This is a genomic window from Enterococcus sp. LJL90, from assembly GCF_056924355.1.
Map to the genome: position 1 here is coordinate 646,320 of NZ_JBXPBQ010000002.1, position 18,856 is coordinate 665,175.

Here is an 18,856-nt window from a genome sequence, read left to right on the forward strand (position 1 = left end):
CTATGCTAAACGTCAATTCTATTGGTTTAATTCTTTCAGAAGTGAGAAACATTTTGCGAAAGTAATCATTTTTGTTTGATTGTCTTGAATTGAAAAATTTTAACTTCTAATCGTTTGGGTAACAAAATTATTTTGAAAAAAATTTTTATTCTGCGTTCGTCAACAGTGCATCCATTTGCTCATCAGTAATACTTGTGTGATAGAACAAATCATAAAAGGTGCGAATTTCCTCTTTGATATCAAAATCATATTGCTCAGGATAAATTAAGTTCCCTAGCCACTGCAGACCAATTACTTGGTTAACAGATGGCGGTGTATTAAGAAAATTGTAGGGCTGATCGGGAATCCGATAAACATTGCCTACTTGGACAGCCTCAAGCTGCTGCCAAGATTCATCCGTTGTAATCAAATCATAAACAGCTTGCGAACCGGCGATAATGTAATCAGGTTGCCATTGCAGCAATTGTTCTAGAGAAACGACTGAACCGCCTCCTTGAGAAGCTGCTTCGACTCCTTCAGCAGCGTTGATGGCCCCGACCTTATCGATGACTTGTGTGTGAACAGAACCAGTTGCGTTGGTATTTAGACCAGCATCGCCAGTTGCATAATAGACTGATTTTTTCTCACTATCAGAAAGCGCAGCGGAAATTGTTTCGGCATTGGTTAAAACCTCTTCACAGTAATTACTTAATTCCTGCATGTCGCTTTGATTGCCAAATAACTCGCCTAACATTTCATAGGTAGCAGGCATATTATCTAAAGTTGCTTCAACAAAAATTGTTGGAATTTGCAATTGTTCCTGCAAATTATCCATATCCTCTGTCACTGAATCTTTTTTCTCACCAATGTCAACAATCACATCTGGGTTGGCCGCACTTAAAGCTTCCATGTTCAAGCTAGCATTTTTCCCATAAAATTGACCGAAGACGGGTAAGTCGTAATATTTTTGATCAATATATTCCTTGGCTGTATCTGAAAAGGGACTAGCAATGCCGGCCAATAAATCCGGCGCACTGGTATAAAGAACGATTTGTGCTAACGGTCCTGATGGTGCGACTGAGGTAATCGTTGCCGGAATTTCCACCGAGCGGCCAGCTGAATCAACAAAGGTTCTCATCGTTTCCTCAGTCGTTGAACTTTGAGCCGTCGTTTGGCTGCTGGAATCGCTACTAGATTGATCTGTTGCCGTGTTTTGATTACAAGCACCTGTTACTAAGACAGTTAAAATTAATCCTACTGTTAAAACCCATTTTTTACTGACATTTTTCATCATTTACACTCCATCCTTAACTGCCAACACAGGTCTCCCCATCTTACTTAAAGGCAGTCTCTTCTCTTCTTTTTTCTTTAATAATTCGTTTAAAGATAGTTGGTAATAAGTGCCGCCAATTTGGTCAATCCCAGCCGAAAATAAAATCGGGGTCAACGGACAGCTGGCCCCAACTAAAATAACCTGGGCATTTTCAGCCAGTTCTAATAATCGGGGTAACGTTTTATTGACTAATGTGGAGGCGGTAATAAAGACAGTCTTCATTTCTGGTAGTAAATCTTCTGCCTGCTCGGCTGGTAAATCACCTTCACGAGGGGCTAGTTCAAAAATTGTTGTAAATTTTCTTATTTCCGGAAAGCGATCGACATAGGGAAAATGCCCAATCATGCCAACCTTTTGCTGACTTAAATCGTGAATTTGTTTCAAGGCATCTTGTTCTAATAGAACATAATTTGAAAAATTACTCTGCAACATTTTTTCTTGATTATAAAAACTATTGATAGCCGCCAAACCCAAGCTTGCCATGGACAAATCCTCTGATTTAATCAAGCCTGTTAATTCCCGCAGGCTTGTTCCGTGAAATTTTTCCGGCTCCTTAATCTCTGCTTGAAAAGACATTGCCGAACCAACAGCAAATTCACTAGCAACTAAAGTCCAGCGTTGAGTCTGTTGCAAATCAACAACAGTAGCATCCGCTGGGATTCCGGCAATCAATTGATCATAAATTGGCCACATAACGACTCCTTTTGGGAACACAAATTTGTTCGTGGGTTGCTTCAAGGCAATAGAGGTCGACAGGAACTTGGTAGATTTTTTCTAACGCCGTTGCTGTTAAGATTTTCTCAGGTGTTCCTTTTAAAAGTTCCTCATTTTTTTGCATTACTAAAACTTGGTCGGCATATTGTAGAGCATGATTTGGATCATGGGTAGATTGAATAATCAGATAGCCTTGGGCCACTAACTGGCTAATCATCTCTAACACCATCACCTGATTTCCATAATCCAAGTTAGCACAGGGTTCATCCATTAAAATAATCTTACTCTGCTGGGCCACGGCGCGAGCAATAATTGTCAACTGCTGTTCGCCGCCACTGATTTCAGAAAAGAAACTGTTTCTTAAATGCTGAATTTTTAACATGGATAGAGCCTGCTCCGCTAATAGATACTGACTTTTTCCCGGTTGCTGAAAACCTTTTAAGCCAGCCGTGGTTCCCATCAAGACCATCTCAAAGACAGTAAAAGAAAAAACTGCCTGCTGTTTTTGCGGGATATAGGCGATTTTTTTGGCTCGTTCTTGAACAGGAGCTCTGTTCATCAGCTGATCGTCAATCAGAATATTGCCCTTTTGCGGTGTTAAAAAACCCAGCAAACACTTGAACAAGGTACTCTTACCAATCCCATTTTTACCTAACAGACAAACAGACTGATTCTCGGTAAATTGGAAACTGATGTTTTCTAAAATTTTGTGCTGCTGGTAACTAAAGGATAAGTTTTCAACCTCTAATAACATTCTCAGACCTCCCTGCGACTATTTCTGGCAATTAAACTAAGAAAAATCGGTGCTCCAATGAAAGAAGTTAAAATCCCAATTGGAATCTCACTGGTAGTTAATGTTCGTGCTAAGTCATCGACGATTAATAAAAAGATCCCACCTACTAAAGCTGTCGCCGGCAAGCTGTGACGATTGTCATTGCCGATAAGTAAACGGGCAAAATGAGGCACAACTAAGCCGACCCACCCAATTAAGCCACTGACAGAAACGGCGGCGGCTGTAATTAAGGTAGCTGAAAAAATCAAGATTAACCGTAATAACTTGGTGTTGACGCCTAAGCTTAAGGCTTCCTCTTCCCCCAAGGTCATTACATTTAAACGCCAACGTAGAAGAAAAATCGGCAACATACCAACAAGAATCAACGGGACTGCCGAATAAACATTGGTCATTTTAATAGAGGAAAGACTACCCATTAACCAATAAGTAATTGCCGGTAATGTGTTTAAAGGATCGCCGACTAATTTCAAATAGGAAATTGCTGAAGAAAATAATGTCCCCACCAGCATTCCGATTAAAATTAAGTTGAGGGTTGTTTGATTTTTAAGCACTCGATCTAAAGCTAAAACGAGCACTACAGCAATTATGCCAAAAATAAAAGACAAGCCGATAACCTGCGAATAACTCAGTGAGAAAAATAAAGCAATTGCTGCTCCAAAGGCTGCTCCTTGTGAGGCCCCTAAAATATCTTGAGAAATCATCGGATTTTGAAAAAGTGCTTGATAAGTCGCCCCCGCAACCGAAATCCCGGCACCAATCACTACCGCCATAATGATTCGAGGGAAACGGATATTAAATAAAATGGTATTGATTTGCGGATCCCAAGTTTGCGGTATATCGATAAACTGTGCTGTCACGGCTTTAAAAAAATCCGGTAACGAAATTGGATACTTTCCTAAAAAGAAGGACAAAATAAAAGTAAACAGGAAAAGTCCGCTTAATAGAAGTAGCACGATTTTTTTTCTTTTCTCAAGAGCTGACTGCATCACGATTTCCTTCTTTCGATTAAACTTGGCTGCGAACCTCAATCAACTGACCGGCGATGCTGATAGCTAATTCTTCTGGAGTCTGAGCTCCGATAGCTAGACCAATTGGCATCGTTAATCGTTGAATACTGCTTTTGGCAAAACCTTTTTCCTGCAATTTTTTGATATGAGCGGCTACTTTATGACGGCTGCCCATCACTCCGATATAGCGAGCTTCAGTCTGCAGCAATTGTTCTTCAATTTCTAAATCAAATAAATGTCCCCGTGTCATCACCACTGCGTAATCATGTTTACCTATTTTCACCTGTTGCTGAAAGTCAGTTAAATCTACTAAAATCCGTTCTTCAGCTAACGGAAATAAAGTTTCCGTTAAAAAATCAGGTCGATCATCTAGGACTACCGTTGAAAAATTAAGAAAGTGAAGCACCGGTACGAGCGCTTGGGCGACGTGTCCCCCACCAAAGACAAAAACTTGTCCGGTCATTTGAAAAGTTTCTGCGTAAAAGTTACCTGTTGCAGCTTCAACAATTCCGCTTTCGATTTTTTCAAGCGGTTCAGTCAATGAGAGGACTGGGCCAGACCACTTTCCATCAATATAAAGACGCAAATCTCCAGCCGCTAACGAAGAAAATAATTGGAAAGCTTGATTATCTGCTAGCGCTTGGTTGACGGCCGCAACAATCGAAACTAGCTCTGCATTTTCTTTTGAGAAATATTGGCAAAGAACTGTCACTTGACCACCACAAATCATACCGATATCAGCCACCTGATTAGGATTGAGGAGAAACTCATGGATCACGGTTTTCTTCTGGGCAAGACAGGTTTCAGCTAATTTTTGCGATTGATACTCGACTGCGCCGCCGCCGATAGTTCCGGCGATTAAACCTTCCTTATTGATTAACATCCGAGAACCGGATTTTCTAGGGGCTGATCCACCGCTGGCAATAATTGTCACCATGACTACATCTTGACCTGCCTGTAGCTGTTCAAATAGTTTAAGAAAGATTTCCTTCAATTGTCTCCACCTCCTCAATAAAGATGTCTTTAAATAATTCGTCTGCCTTTGTATAAACCGCTTTTTCAAAGGCTAAATATTGTTCAGTAATCTTTTTGCCGGCTGGCGTTAAGGTTGAACCACCGCCGCTGTTGCCGCCGACACTGCGATTAATCAAAGGATAGCCTAATTCTACCTCTGCAAATTGAATAATCCGCCAGGCCTTACTATAGGACATTTGCATTTTTTTGGCAGCAACATTTAATGACTGACTTTCAGCAATTCCCTGCAATAGCTGAACAACACCCGGACCGAAAAAATTTTTTTCTTTCCGTAATTTGAGGCTTAAGGTATAGTCAAAATCCAGTGTCATTTCTCAACCTCCTCATCTACATTCATTGCGTTATTCTCAGAAAAGATAGCGAGTAGTAAAAAAAATATTATAGAAAATTAGTAACTTAGAAATTCAAGAAGTTGAGCTTTGACACTTGCTGCAGTTTCTTGATCATAATAATAAATTTCCCCTTGATTCAAAATAGCCGCTTTTAACTCCGCTCTTTTTTGGTCTAAGACTAACGGCGCTGCCATTCTCTGGCGTTGTTCTTGATAATTTTTTTCGCTCTTAAAAACACCAAGTATTTTATGGGACCCATAGAAAAGATTTACTAATTGGGTGCTAAAATTGGGTGCCAATAATTCAATACCACCGATTTCATCTAGCAAGATTAGTTTTTTAGAAGTAGCTGCTTGTTCCAATAAACGGCTACCGAAGTCTTCAAAAACCTCGGTTCTCCATATAGGCTTCGGTTCTTTGATAATGAAGCGATGCTCTGGAATGGGTGGAATCGGTTTTGCTAAATCAGCCGCATCCTTTAATTCAAAAGCCGTCACCTGCCCCTGTTCATCCAGCCAACGTTCGACATAAAAACCGGCGAAATCTTCAAAAGTAGCTAGTTGACTGAAGAGCAAGCTAGACTTACCAGAAAACCGTGGGCCTTCTAGAAAAAAATTAGTCATTCTGTCCTCGTTTCTGAAAAAATATTTAAAGTAGCAGGACTGTGACAAAAGTTGAAATCAAGTTAACCTGTTTTAGCAATTTCATAATAACCAGTGATGGAAAACTACTGGTACAAAGGTCCTCTGAAACAAGCTTGAGAAAACGAAATTTCAGTAATCCATCAAAGCTTTTCTCGTACTTCTTTTTTTAAACTTTATTGCTGCTTGATTAACTTTTGTCACAGACCAGCTAAAAGCTTCATTTTAACTGTGAAGCTGGTTCTTTATCTTTTAAAACTTGATTTAAAATAATCGCCATAATGGTAGTCAAGATAACTTCTGAGTTGCCAAAAATGGTCGTCACCCAATCGGGAAAACCAGCCAAACAGCCAGCGGATAACGCTGTGCCAACTCCAAAAGCTAGAGAAATACCGACAATCCCATTATTTCGCACAGTTAATTCCTGAGAAGTAATCATTCTGACCCCCGTCATAGAAATTGTCGCAAAAACTGAAATCGTCGCACCACCGATTACCGCATAAGGAATCGTGGTTAAAATCGAGGCAATTTTTGGAAACAGACCTGCTAGTAATAAAATAGCCGAGGCAAAAACCATCACGTATTTATTAATCACCTTCGTCACCGTTACTAAGCCGACATTTTGGCCAAATGTTGCAACGGGCACTGAGCCAAAGAAGCTGCCGAGGAAATTGGTAAAGCCGCTCCCCATAATCCCACCGGACAATTCTTTATCCGTCGGTTCACGATCCATCGCACCGACGGTAGTGGCGGTAAATTGACCAATCGCCTGCACTGCATCAACAATAAACATCACTATAATAGTCAAAATCGGAACAATTTTAAACTCCAAACCAAAATGGCCGGGTAAAATCATTTGGAAAATAGCCGCTTCACTAACTGGCGTGAAATTGACCATACCCAAGGCCAAAGACAAAAGATAGCCGACAATCATGCCATTTAAAATGGCAGAAAGTTTTAAGAAGCCCTTCCCAAAATAATTAAAATAAAAAACAACAATAAATGTGACCAGAGCCACCAACCAATTTTGCATGGAACCAAAATCGGCATTTCCGACACCACCAGCCATATACCTAATTGCTACTGGAAATAAAGAAAAACCAATACTCAAAATAACAGTTCCGGTCACAATTGGCGGAAAGAGACCGCGGATTTTTTTAATGGAGAGCCCAACTAAAATTACAATTAAGCTGCCGACCAGCTGCGATCCAAAAATCGCAGCGATACCAAAATCACCGCCAATAGCCAAGAGAATCGGCACATAAGCAAAGCTGGCTCCCATCATTACTGGCAAACGGGAACCAACCCGGCCGCCAATTGGAAATAACTGTATTACGGTTGCTATCGCCGAAAAAATTAATGAAGTTTGAATCATAATTGTTGTATCGGCAGCATTCAGCCCGCAAACCTTCGCAATCATAATCCCTGGTGTGACAATTCCCACAACAGCCGCCACGACATGTTGGAGCCCCATCGGAATCGCTTCGGCAATCGGCAGTTTTGCATCGTACTGAAATAAAGCTTTTTTATCCTTCAACGCAATCCATCCTTTTCATCATTTAGGAAAAAGGCCGTGCGCATTGCTGAGACAAATTGTTAAAGCTTATTTAACGTGTAGAAGTTCACAAGAATTTTTAAAAAAATAGCTTTAACTCTGAACTGATCCTAGAAAAACAGTCTTTTTCCATCATTATTATTTATTGGCCACTGCAATTGCTTCAATTTCAAATAATCCACCTTTTGGTAAAGCTGCCACTTCCACACAGGAGCGGGCAGGCAGATTGGTTGTAAAAAATTGTTCATAAACCTGATTAATTTTATCGAAGTCGTTGATATTTTTCAGAAAAATTGTCGTCTTAACCACATCTTCCATACTTAGACCAGCCTCTTTTAAAATCGCTGATAAATTAATTAATGCCTGTTCTGCTTGGGCTTCAACTCCTTCTTTCATTGTACCATTAGCTGGATCTAAGCCCAATTGTCCAGAGATATATTGTGTAGAGCTGGCTAAGATTGAATGAGAGTATGGGCCAACTGCGGCTGGTGCCGCGGCTGAATTAATCATTTTATTGGTCATCTGTTCTTCCTTTCTGTCTAGTTCATGATAGTCGTTCCGGTGTCTCCTTTAATTCCTGCTTTAGCTTTTTCCAAGAGGGTAATTAAAGTTTTGCGGCCGGGCTTTGATTCAGCAAAACGAATCGCTGCTTCAACTTTTGGCAACATCGAACCAGGAGCAAATTGGCCTTCTTTAGCAAACTGCTTCATTTCGTTAACTGAGACTTGGGACAATTCTGCTTGGTTTTCTTTGCCAAAATTGATACATACTTTTTCAACGGCTGTGAGAATAATCAACACATCGGCATCCAGTTTTTCCGCCAATAATTCGCTGCAAAAATCTTTGTCAATCACTGCTCCGACACCTTTTAAATGGTGCCCTTCTTGAATAACTGGAATGCCACCGCCACCACAAGCAATCACAGTCTGCCCATTTTCTAATAAAGTTTGAATTGTGCTGAGCTCAATAATTTCTTGGGGTTGAGGGGAAGCCACCACCTGCCGATAACCACGACCAGCATCTTCAATCACCTTAATACCTTTTTCGGCAACCAACTGATCAGCTTCTGCTTTAGCCATAAAACGGCCAATTGGTTTAGTCGGTTGCTCAAAAGCAGGATCATTCGCATCCACCACAATTTGTGTGATGACAGTCCCGACTGGGTGATTGATTTTTCTATTTAATAATTCTTCCCGTAAAGCATTTTGCAAATCATAGCCAATATAACTTTGGCTCATTGCTACACAGACGGAAAGGGGAATTCTTGGATATTTTTCAGGATTGCTTAACGTCAGCTCCTCCATTGCCAATTGAATCATCCCCACCTGAGGACCATTGCCGTGGGATAAAACAACTTGATAACCGGCTTCAATCAAATCGGCAATCGCTTTTGAAGTTTCCTTCACAGCCGACATTTGTTCTCTTAAATTATTGCCTAATGCGTTACCGCCCAAAGCAACGACAATTCTTTTTGTCATTCAGCCACCTTCTTTACTTGTTCGTTTATTTTCATATAGAGTAAGATGTTTTTCTCAGTATCTCTCAGAAAGTTGACATCTCAGAATAGTACGGTTTGGTTCTACATATTTTTAAGGGTATTCACTAAGAATGTTGTAAAGTTGTTGTTTGTGTTCTGTCTGAGAAAAACATCTGACTAGCATATTAAGAGAAAATCTGGTGCCACCTAGCTTATTGAACAGCACGAGGTGTTTTCTTATCCGCTAAGGCCTGTAATGTTTCGGTTGGTTTTTCAACTTTACTTAAGAAAATCATCGCCGCAATAATGTAAGGTTTATAGCTGGCTTCTTTGTATAATTCCACCCGATAGCGGTCAAAAACAGATGCTGCGACTTCTCCTTCTTCACAGCTGACGCCAGTGATATCCGCTGGTAAGCAATGCATATACAAGGCTTTACCATCTTTCGTTAGCTGCATCATTTCTTCGGTGCATTCCCAATCTTTATGATTGGCATTTTGCTTCAATAATTCTTTTTCTAAACGATCGATCCCATCGAAATCACCATTGCCATATAAATCAGTGCGTTTTTCCATCATAGCAAAAGGTGCCCAACTTTTTGGATAGACAATGTCGGCATCTTTAAAGGCTTCCGCCATATCATTCGTTTTAGTAAAGGAACCCCCGGACTCAGCAGCATTTTTTGCTGCGACTGCTTCTACTTCTGGCATCACTTCATAGCCTTCTGGATGAGCTAAAACTACCTCCATCCCTAAACGAGTCATTAAGCCGATGATCCCTTGAGGTACAGATAGTGGTTTGCCGTATGAAGGTGAATAAGCCCACGTCATGGCAATTTTTTTGCCCTTCAGATTTTCAACGCCACCAAATTCATGAATCAAATGTAAAGCATCAGCCATTGACTGGGTAGGATGATCGATGTCACACTGTAGGTTAACTAAAGTTGGCCGTTGTTCCAAGACGCCATCTTGATGACCTTCTTGAACTGCTTCTGAAACTTCATGCATGTAAGCATTGCCTTTACCGATATACATGTCGTCACGAATACCGATAATATCTGCCATAAAAGAAATCATGTTGGCCGTTTCCCGTACCGTTTCTCCGTGGGAAATTTGACTTTTGCCTTCATCCAAATCTTGAACTTCTAAACCTAGTAAGTTACAGGCTGAAGCAAAGCTAAAGCGAGTCCGAGTGGAATTATCTCTAAATAAGGAAATTCCTAAGCCACTGTCAAAAATTTTCGTGGAGATATTATTCTCCCGTAAATAGCGTAATGTGTCGGCCACGGTAAAGACCGCCTCTAACTCATCCCGGGATTTTTCCCAAGTTAAGAAAAAGTCGTTTTCGTACATTTCTGAAAATTCCAATTGATTTAGTTTTGCAATATATTCTTTAAAAGTTTCCATCTTTAAACTCCTTAGATATTATTTGATATTTTGGCAGTAGGTCGTTGGTAATGCTGCATACATTGCGGCACAACGAACCAAATCTTCCTTCCAAGTTTTTTCATTTGGGGCATGGGCTTCCGCTTCGGCACCCGGGCCAAAACCGATACATGGAATACCATTGCGGCCCATGATTGATACACCATTGGTTGAGAAAGTCCATTTATCTAATAGCGGACGAGCTTCTCTCATGGCGACTGTCGATTTAGAACCTCGACGTTGATCGCCAAACAAGTTGTGATGGACTTCCATCAATGATTCTGTTACGACATGGTCTTCAGGAATAACCCATGTTGGGAAGTAGCATTCGATTGGGTAAGATAAACCGGTATAAGATGGCCGATCATATTCGTACATGGATACCACTACATCTTCGCCGTATTTTTTAACTGCTGGTAATTGACGAATTTCTTCGAGACAACTTTCCCACGTTTCCCCAGCAGTCATCCGGCGATCCAGAGAAACAGAGCAGCCATCAGCAACAGCACAACGACTAGGTGAAGAATAGAAAATTTGTGAAGCTGTGACTGTCCCTTTACCTAAGAATCGAGCTTCCTGCCATTCAGGATTATATTTTTCATCCAGCATTCTGACTAAACCACGGATTGAAGTACTTTCTGTATCGCCATTATTATTTAAAGCCCGGACATCTTGTAAAATGTCCGCCATTTTATAAATGGCGTTGTCTCCCCGTTCAGGAGCAGAACCGTGACACGAAACGCCTTTGACATCAATCCGAATTTCCATCCGACCCCGTTGTCCCCGATAAATTCCGCCATCGGTTGGCTCAGTTGAAACCACAAATTCTGGACGAATCTTATCTTCTTTGATGATGTATTGCCAGCATAGTCCGTCACAGTCTTCCTCTTGAACCGTCACAGTGACTAAAACTGAGTATTCATCAGATAAGAGACCTAAGTCTTTCATAATTTTAGCGCCATAAATTGCCGAAACAATTCCGCCCTCTTGATCAGAAGTACCCCGACCGCCAATTTCTTCATCGCTTTCATAGCCGTCATAAGGATTAAATTTCCAGTTACTCATTTCACCGATACCTACTGTATCAATGTGACCATCAAAGGCGATGATTTTTTCACCGGTGCCCATATAGCCTAAAAGATTACCCATTGGATCAAAAGTCACCTTGTCAAAGCCCAAAGCTTCCATCTCTGCTTTAGCTCGTTCCATTTTATTTTTTTCTTCAGCGCTTTCCCCAGGAATCTTGACTAATTCCCGTAAGAATTTAGTCATGGCTGGTCCGTAAGCTGCTGCTGCTTGGTTAATTTCTTCAAAGTTCATGTTACTCTTGCCCCCATACAATTTTTTTATAATTTTCTGGATCGGTATCGCCCTCAGTTGAAAACATTAAGACAACGGAATCTTGATCCAATTTCAATGCTTGTTTTAAATCCTGATAAGCCGGGTCTTTCATCACACTAGCGACAACCCCCATCGCCACCGCTCCAGATTCTCCGGAAATAACCTGTGGATCACCTTTCAGGGGTGCGCCTAAAATTCGCATACCTTTTTCAGAAACCCAATCCGGTGCTGAGATAAAGAAGTCCGTGTGATTTTTCAAAATGTCAAAGGAAATCGTGTTGGGTTCGCCACAGGCTAAGCCCGCCATAATTGTCTGTAAATCCCCTTCAACAAAACGAATACTGCCGTCTTTGACTTTGGCTGATTGATAAAGACAATCGGCTGCCTGAGCCTCAACCACCGTCATAATCGGTGGATTTTCCCGATAAAGATTCGCAAAATAACCAATGACTGCCCCCGCTAAACTGCCGACACCCGCCTGTACAAAAATGTGGGTCGGTCGCTGAACGCCCGCAGCCTGTAACTGTTTAGCTGCTTCTAAAGACATCGTGCCATAACCCTGCATAATCCAGGTTGGGATTTTTTCGTAGCCCTCCCAAGCGGTATCTTGAACCATTACGCCATTTTCGGCTTCCTCCGCCAATTGATTGGCCATGCGGACACATTCATCGTAATTAACTTCTTCAATCGTGACTTTAGCGCCTTCTTTTTGAATATTTTCAAAACGAATCTCTGCTGAACCCTTCGGCATGAGCACCACTGATTTTTGACCTAATTTATTAGCCGCCCACGCAACACCACGACCATGATTACCATCCGTGGCTGTATAGAAAGTCGCTTGACCAAATTTTTCTTTTAAATCTGGTGAAGTTAATTCCTCATAACCCAGTTCCGACACATCAACAGCTAATTTTTCAGCGATATAATTTGCCATCGCAAAGGAGCCGCCTAACACTTTAAAGGCATTTAAGCCAAAGCGATAAGATTCATCTTTGACAAAAAAATCTTTTAACCCTAAGTAATTGGATAGCTGCGGTAACTCAGCTAAAGGTGTTGTCGTATATTGCGGAAAGCTCTGATGAAAGGCCAACGCCTTACCGATATTTTCTTCTGACATTAAAGGTAAAAACTGATCGTCCGTTTTTGGCATCTCATTTTTCAGCCATTTTATTTCTTCCAATTAAAATCCTCCTCGATTATAAAATTTAGCAAAAATTTTTTCATTTTCTATGTGTTGCTCTAGTTTAAGCGGCTATAACACAAGCGTCTTGCAGATGAAACAGCCGAATTTTTTTATTGGCTTATGTCTTAACCACATTGTTTTATTTGGGTGTTCTAAAGACGAATTGCCCCTGCTTTTCTTTAAGGACGTTGCCATTTTCCGCAACTTTTTGACCTCTAAGAAAAACACTTTGCGCCTGACCTTGCGTTTCAATTCCCTCATAAGGTGTGTAATCGACATTTTGTAATTGGCTAGCCGCTGAAATGACGCCTGTTGCTGCCGGATTCCACACGACTAAATCGGCATCACTGCCAACTTGGACAATCCCTTTTTGGGGAAATAAATCAAACTGGCGGGCAATATTTTCTGATAAAAGTCCCACCATTGCCTCTAAACTGATGCGCTCAGCGGCAACACCGGTAGTATAAATTAGCTGTGGCCGTGTCTCGACTCCCGGCATCCCATTAGGAATTTTGCTAAAATCGTCTATCCCTAGAATTTTTTGAGTTTTAAAATTAAAACTGCAGTGATCGGTTGAAATTGTATCAATTTCACCTGCTACTACTCCCTCCCACAAAGTTTTTTGATCATTCAAACTTCTTAAAGGCGGTGAGCAGACATATTTGGATCCTTCAAAATTGGGGGCGTCATATAAATGATCATCCAGCACTAAATACTGTGGACAAGTTTCAACGAAAAGTTTTTGTCCTCGTTTGCGGGCTCTGCGAACAGCTGCCAGTGATCTCTCCGTACTCAAATGGACAATATTCACCGGCAGTTCGGCTTGAGCCGCTATCGTTAAAAAGCGTTCCACCGCTTCCGCTTCAATTGCATCAGGTCGAGACAGCGGATGATAATGAGGACTGGTTTTACCTGCCTTCAACAATTTTTTTATGCCTTCATTGACTAAGTCACCATTTTCGCAATGCACTCCTAGCATCCCATGAAATTTTTTTATTTCTGTCATGGCTTCATAAATTTCGGCATCGCTTGTCCGCAAATTATCATAGGCCATGTACATTTTAAAAGAAGTAATCCCCGCTGCAATCATCGCCGCAATCTCATTTTTAATATCAAGATTCCAGTCGATAATCGACATGTGGAAGGTAAAATCACAGGAACTTTTACCGGCTGCGAGTCGCTGCCAAGTGTCTAAACAATCTTGCAGAGAACCACCCTTGTCCGGTGTCGCCATATCAATGACGGTCGTTGTGCCATTTGCTAAAGCGGCACGGCTGCCAGTGGCAAAATTATCTGCGGTACTAATGGAACCAGCTCCATTATTTAGCTCTAGATGAGTATGGGCATCGATAAAACCCGGCAGGATAAAACAACCAGAAACATCTTCGACTTGTGAGTCCGCCACTGGTAAATTCGTTCCCAGCTCGACAATTTTTTCTCCTTCAATTCTGACATCTAGCTGACGTCTATCCACAGCGGTGACCACAAGACCGCCCTTTAATAAAATCGACATGGCTCTCCCTCTTTTCAAAAAGGTCTTCAAAACTTAAATTTAAGTTGGCTTAGAATTTTTTTTACGCCATCAAGGTGTAGCTATATTCTTCAATTAACGTGTCCATTAAGTCCAAAATTTCTTCTGGAACATCCAGATAAGTTTGATTGACATTGACAACTTGTTCTTGCGCTCCTAGTCGCAGTAGGCAATCCTTCGACAAACTATCAAGGACATAAAATCCTGAGTTGGTACTATCATGGAAGTCCGCTTCTGTTTGGAATAAAGTAAATTTATCTTTATAAGGCGCGCTTTGATATGGACAGAAGGTTTCACAATTACCGCATTCATTACACATGCGGTCAATATGCACAATTTGCGGAGCACCTTTGATGGTCACCACAATGTTGGCTCGGTTGGGACAGACATCCATGCAAGATTCACAGACGGTTGAACACTCCAAACAGCGACTAGCTTGACAGGCGGAATTTTCTGCCCCGTACAAGAGCCCACGTTTTTGTCGCACACTTTGGCGATCTTGATTGATATTATCTGTTTCAAAATGATTTCGGTGCAGTTCACAGATATTGGCGCAAGCCTTGGTGGCATCGGCAATCGCTTCAACAATCGTTGCCGGTCCTAAATTCGCATCGCCAATGACATAGACATTTTCCAAATTGGTTTCCAAAGTTTGGGGATTGACAATGACCTTGCCCCAATCATTAGTTTCCATGCCGATTGATTGGTAAAATTCAGTATCAACTTTTTCACCGACAGCAGCAATTACTGTGTCTGCTGGCACTTCGACAAATTCTCCAGTACCAACTGGCTTACGGCGACCCGATTGATCCCGTTCACCTAAGCGCATCATTTCACAAGTTAAGCGACCATTTTCCAATTTGATTGGCGCTAACAATTCCAAAAATTCAACACCATCAGCTAGTGCCAGATACAATTCTTCTTCGTCCGCTGGCATATTGCGTTTATCCCGCCGATAGACAACTGAAACTTTTTTTACATCCGGTAAGCGCATAGCCGCTCGAGCGCAATCCATTGCTGTGTTACCACCGCCAACGACAATAATCCGTTCTCCGTAAGGATTGATATGTGGATTTTTACGATTAGCGATCAGAAATTCCAAAGAGTTTAAAGCTGAACCCGTTTCTAAGTGAAGCTTTCCATGTTTCCAAGCACCAATTGCATAAATAATATTGGTGAAGCCTTGCTTCTTCAATTCTGTTAAAGTTGGCGCTGCTTGCCCAGTTTTAAACTCAGCTCCCAAAAATTCCGCCATCTTAACATCATTTTCTACAGATTGAGGAGATATTCTAAATTCCGGTACGATTTGGCTACAGACACCGCCAAGGGTCTCTGCTTTTTCAAAGACAGTCACTGGCATTCCTTCTCGTGCTAACAAGTAACTGGCAGAAATTCCTGCGGGCCCTCCGCCAACCACTGCTGTTTTTACAGCACCGACTTTTTTCTCAGGTCGAACCATTTCGGCCATCAATTGATCATAAGCTGATTCTGCCGCTTCCAATTTCGCTTCCCGAATTTGAATCGCTTCTTCATAAAATTGGCGGGTACACTTGGTCATACATGGATGGGCACAAATTGTTCCCGTGATAAATGGCAGAGGGTTTTTATCAACAATCACCCGCAATGCTTCGAGATATTTCCCCTCACTGACATAGCGTAAGTAAGCTGGAATATCTTGATCAATCGGACAGCCACCTTCATCACGACAAGGTGCTGTATAACAATCAATTAACGGGACATTCCGTTCAATTTTGGGACTTTCCGGTAATTTAATTGACTTATGATAATGGCTTTGTTTTTCAATTTTAGCGACAATTTCAGTTAGTTTTTCTAAATTCACTTGCACCATTTTCGGATATGGAGCATCTCCTAAAAGATTTGCTACTTGGTTCATCCGTTGATAACCACCCGGCTTCAATAAAGTAGTTGCCATGGTAATTGGCCAAATACCCGCTTCAAAAATTTCTCTAATATTGAAAATATCTGCTCCACCGGAATAAGAAATTTGTAGCTTGCCGGAAAAAGCATCGGAAAGTTTTTTGGCTAGGCCAATACTCAGCGGAAAAAGTGAGCGCCCGGACATATACATTTCTTCTCCCGGTAATTCGTTTTGGGCAATTTCTACCGGGAACGTGTTGGTGATTTTAACTCCGAAGCTCAACTGCTCTTTATCGGCTAATTGCTGCAACCGCTGAATCATGGGAACAGCGTCTTCAAACTGTAAATCTTCTTTGAAATGATGATCATCAAATTCGATATAATCAAAACCCAAGCTATCCATTTTCTCCCTTGCATAATGATAGCCAAGCATTGTCGGATTGCATTTGATAAATGTATTCAGACCTTTTTTAGTTAATAAATAAGTAGAAATCCGTTCAATTTCATCCGGTGGACAACCGTGCAATGTCGATAAAGTAATCGAACGGCAGACATGGGAATCAATTGTTGCCAGATACTCTTCGTCGACCTGTTTAAAATCCTTCAGATATTTTTTGGCTGCTTGTTGACATTCCTGCCAAATCGCCGTATCTTTGGCATCTTTCAGCTGCTCAATAAAGCGATCAATTTTCTCCGATTGAATACCGGCAAGATCATAACCAACACTCATATTAAAGATAAATCCATCAGGACTGCCGATTGCTAATTCTTTGCTGAGAATTTTTAAAACATACCAAGCTTTTACGTACTCTTCCATTGCCTGTGGCACTCTTAGCTCAGTTGACCATTCGACGTTATAGCATTCATCTGCTGCGGTGATACAAGGTTTACTGACAGGCAAATCCTCGCCATCGATAATCTGAACCGTTTTCAATTCAAAAAATCGTGAACCGGTTAAATAGGCGGCAATAATATTTTGAGCTAATTGTGTATGGGGTCCGGCAGCTGGGCCGCAAGGAGTTTCCATTTTTTCGCCAAATAAAGTCATTACCTTCTGGGAATCTGCTTCGTATATTTTTCGAATGCCAAAAATTGTGCCCTCGGTTTGATATTCATTCAAAACCCAATTGAATAAAGCGTCAATTGAAATTGGGCGCATCATATCGCTCATTTTTTTTCACTCCTTCAACTGTTTAGTTATTAATCCGATGCCATAAATCATTGGCCTGTGCTTGAGCGTCGTGCCAAACTTTTTCTTCATCAATGCCGACCACTTCACGATTGCGCATCTTAACAACGCCATCGATAATTGTGTCTCTGACCATTGCTCCATTAACACCAAATAAAATGTGACCATTAGGATTGGCTGCTGTCATCGGTGTTGGTCCTTGATAATCAACGACAATCACATCAGCGGCGGCTTCTGGTTCTAAAACGCCTAATTTTGTTTTGAAATGACGATTCGCCATCTGTGGATTATTATCAAAAAGCATCGCTGGAATTTGAATACCGCCGGCTGTTGGATCGGCCAAATGATGCTTATGAATTAGGTTCGCAAACTTAAAGGATTCTGTGACATCATTCGTAAAGCCATCGGTGCCAAGTCCCATTAAAATTTGATACTCATCAAACATTCTTAAAGCTGGCGGACAACCGACAGCATTTCCCATATTCGATTCAGGATTGGTCACAACCATCGTGTTAGTGTCACGAATCAATTCCATTTCGTGAGGACCAATATGAATGCAATGGCCCAACATTGTTTTTTCACCAAGAATTCCAAAATCATACAAGCGATTGACAATTGGTTTGCCATATTTTTGCAGTGAATCTTTTACATCTGCAATATCTTCGGCCACATGAATGTGATAGCCGACATCAGCTGGTGTATTAGCCACACAATATTCTAAAGTTTCATCTGATAAAGTAAAAGCAGCATGCATACCGAACATGGCTTTTTGTAAATCATCGCTCCGTTTTTGACTCGCTTTAATAAAATCAAGATTTTCTTTGATGGCAGCTTTCATTTTTTCAGCCCCATCTCGATCAGAAACTTCGTAACAAAGACAAGTTCGAATGCCATATTCATCCGCTGCTCTTGACAATTCATGTAGGCTGCCGGCGATATCACCATAGCTAGCATGATGATCAAAAACTGTTGTCACACCATTTTTCAGACTATCAAGATAAGCGACTTTTCCACTGTGATAGCAATCTGCCAGATTCATAGTTCGATCTAAGCGCCACCACAAACCTTCTAAAATATCCATAAAATTATGTGGCGCGTAACCATTGATACTCATACCTCGAGCAAAGGAACTATAGATGTGATTGTGCATATTAACAAATCCCGGCATTATGATGCCACTCTTTGCATCAATAAATTCTGCATCGGGGAATTCCTTTTTCAATTGATTGGTGTCGCCAACTTTTTTAATTTTTTTTCCATCAATTGCCACACAACCATTTTCATAAAAACTTGTTCCTTGACTCCTAGTCACCAAGCGCCCATTTCCGATTAATAGCATGTAACTGTTCCTCCCTTTATTAAAATAAGCAATCGCTTTCATTGATTTGGATAAAAAAATTTGGTCGTTTTCAAACTGCCAAATTGACTGATTTTTTTCTGTTAA

Annotated in this window: 16 protein-coding genes; all 16 read right to left on the reverse strand. The window is 41.1% G+C overall.

The window, feature by feature from the left end; all coding sequences use genetic code 11:
• Window positions 1-145: 145 nt before the first annotated feature.
• The 16 genes from AC1Z3S_RS08005 to ssnA all read right to left on the reverse strand — a co-directional run bounded on the left by AC1Z3S_RS08005 (window position 146) and on the right by ssnA (window position 18,751).
• Window positions 146-1,270 carry an ABC transporter substrate-binding protein gene (locus AC1Z3S_RS08005; protein WP_461739923.1) on the reverse strand — a complete coding sequence of 375 codons (1,125 nt, stop codon included), beginning with the start codon at window positions 1,268-1,270 and terminating at the stop codon, window positions 146-148.
• A 3-nt stretch (window positions 1,271-1,273) separates the two neighbouring features.
• On the reverse strand, window positions 1,274-2,005 hold the full coding sequence (locus AC1Z3S_RS08010) for a Rossmann-like domain-containing protein (protein ID WP_461739924.1): 732 nt from the start codon (window positions 2,003-2,005) through the stop codon (window positions 1,274-1,276).
• Window positions 1,989-2,780 (reverse strand): ABC transporter ATP-binding protein, encoded by a 792-nt coding sequence (locus AC1Z3S_RS08015; protein WP_461739925.1) that lies wholly within the window; start codon window positions 2,778-2,780, stop codon window positions 1,989-1,991. Before AC1Z3S_RS08015 ends, AC1Z3S_RS08010 begins: the two co-directional genes overlap by 17 nt.
• A 2-nt stretch (window positions 2,781-2,782) precedes the next feature.
• Window positions 2,783-3,805: a FecCD family ABC transporter permease gene (locus tag AC1Z3S_RS08020; protein WP_461739926.1), complete on the reverse strand. Its 1,023-nt coding sequence runs from the start codon at window positions 3,803-3,805 to the stop codon at window positions 2,783-2,785.
• Between the two features lie 19 nt (window positions 3,806-3,824).
• Window positions 3,825-4,820 carry an XdhC family protein gene (locus tag AC1Z3S_RS08025; protein WP_461739927.1) on the reverse strand — a complete coding sequence of 332 codons (996 nt, stop codon included), beginning with the start codon at window positions 4,818-4,820 and terminating at the stop codon, window positions 3,825-3,827.
• Entirely contained in the window at window positions 4,801-5,172 is a 372-nt protein-coding gene (locus AC1Z3S_RS08030; protein WP_461739928.1) for a winged helix-turn-helix domain-containing protein, read from the reverse strand. The genes AC1Z3S_RS08025 and AC1Z3S_RS08030 overlap by 20 nt, the downstream gene beginning before the upstream one ends.
• Window positions 5,173-5,249: 77 nt before the next feature.
• Entirely contained in the window at window positions 5,250-5,816 is a 567-nt protein-coding gene (locus AC1Z3S_RS08035) for a nucleoside-triphosphatase (protein WP_461739929.1), read from the reverse strand.
• A gap of 238 nt (window positions 5,817-6,054) precedes the next feature.
• Window positions 6,055-7,371 (reverse strand): nucleobase:cation symporter-2 family protein, encoded by a 1,317-nt coding sequence (locus tag AC1Z3S_RS08040; RefSeq protein ID WP_461737295.1) that lies wholly within the window; start codon window positions 7,369-7,371, stop codon window positions 6,055-6,057.
• A 156-nt stretch (window positions 7,372-7,527) separates the two neighbouring features.
• Complete coding sequence (locus AC1Z3S_RS08045) at window positions 7,528-7,911, reverse strand: RidA family protein (protein WP_461739930.1); 384 nt, start codon at window positions 7,909-7,911, stop codon at window positions 7,528-7,530.
• Between the two features lie 17 nt (window positions 7,912-7,928).
• Window positions 7,929-8,867 carry a carbamate kinase gene (gene arcC / locus AC1Z3S_RS08050; RefSeq protein WP_461739931.1) on the reverse strand — a complete coding sequence of 313 codons (939 nt, stop codon included), beginning with the start codon at window positions 8,865-8,867 and terminating at the stop codon, window positions 7,929-7,931.
• 211 nt (window positions 8,868-9,078) lie between these two features.
• Window positions 9,079-10,272 (reverse strand): knotted carbamoyltransferase YgeW, encoded by a 1,194-nt coding sequence (gene ygeW / locus AC1Z3S_RS08055; RefSeq protein ID WP_461739932.1) that lies wholly within the window; start codon window positions 10,270-10,272, stop codon window positions 9,079-9,081.
• A gap of 18 nt (window positions 10,273-10,290) precedes the next feature.
• Window positions 10,291-11,610, reverse strand: a complete 1,320-nt coding sequence (locus AC1Z3S_RS08060) for a YgeY family selenium metabolism-linked hydrolase (protein WP_461739933.1) — start codon at window positions 11,608-11,610, stop codon at window positions 10,291-10,293.
• Between the two features lies 1 nt (window position 11,611).
• Window positions 11,612-12,811, reverse strand: coding sequence for a diaminopropionate ammonia-lyase (gene dpaL, locus AC1Z3S_RS08065; RefSeq protein WP_461739934.1), 1,200 nt, complete (start codon window positions 12,809-12,811; stop codon window positions 11,612-11,614).
• A gap of 142 nt (window positions 12,812-12,953) precedes the next feature.
• Window positions 12,954-14,327, reverse strand: coding sequence for a dihydropyrimidinase (gene hydA / locus AC1Z3S_RS08070; protein ID WP_461739935.1), 1,374 nt, complete (start codon window positions 14,325-14,327; stop codon window positions 12,954-12,956).
• A gap of 61 nt (window positions 14,328-14,388) precedes the next feature.
• Window positions 14,389-17,394: a putative selenate reductase subunit YgfK gene (ygfK, locus tag AC1Z3S_RS08075; RefSeq protein WP_461739936.1), complete on the reverse strand. Its 3,006-nt coding sequence runs from the start codon at window positions 17,392-17,394 to the stop codon at window positions 14,389-14,391.
• A gap of 22 nt (window positions 17,395-17,416) precedes the next feature.
• Window positions 17,417-18,751, reverse strand: a complete 1,335-nt coding sequence (gene ssnA, locus AC1Z3S_RS08080; protein WP_461739937.1) for a putative aminohydrolase SsnA — start codon at window positions 18,749-18,751, stop codon at window positions 17,417-17,419.
• Window positions 18,752-18,856: the final 105 nt, after the last annotated feature.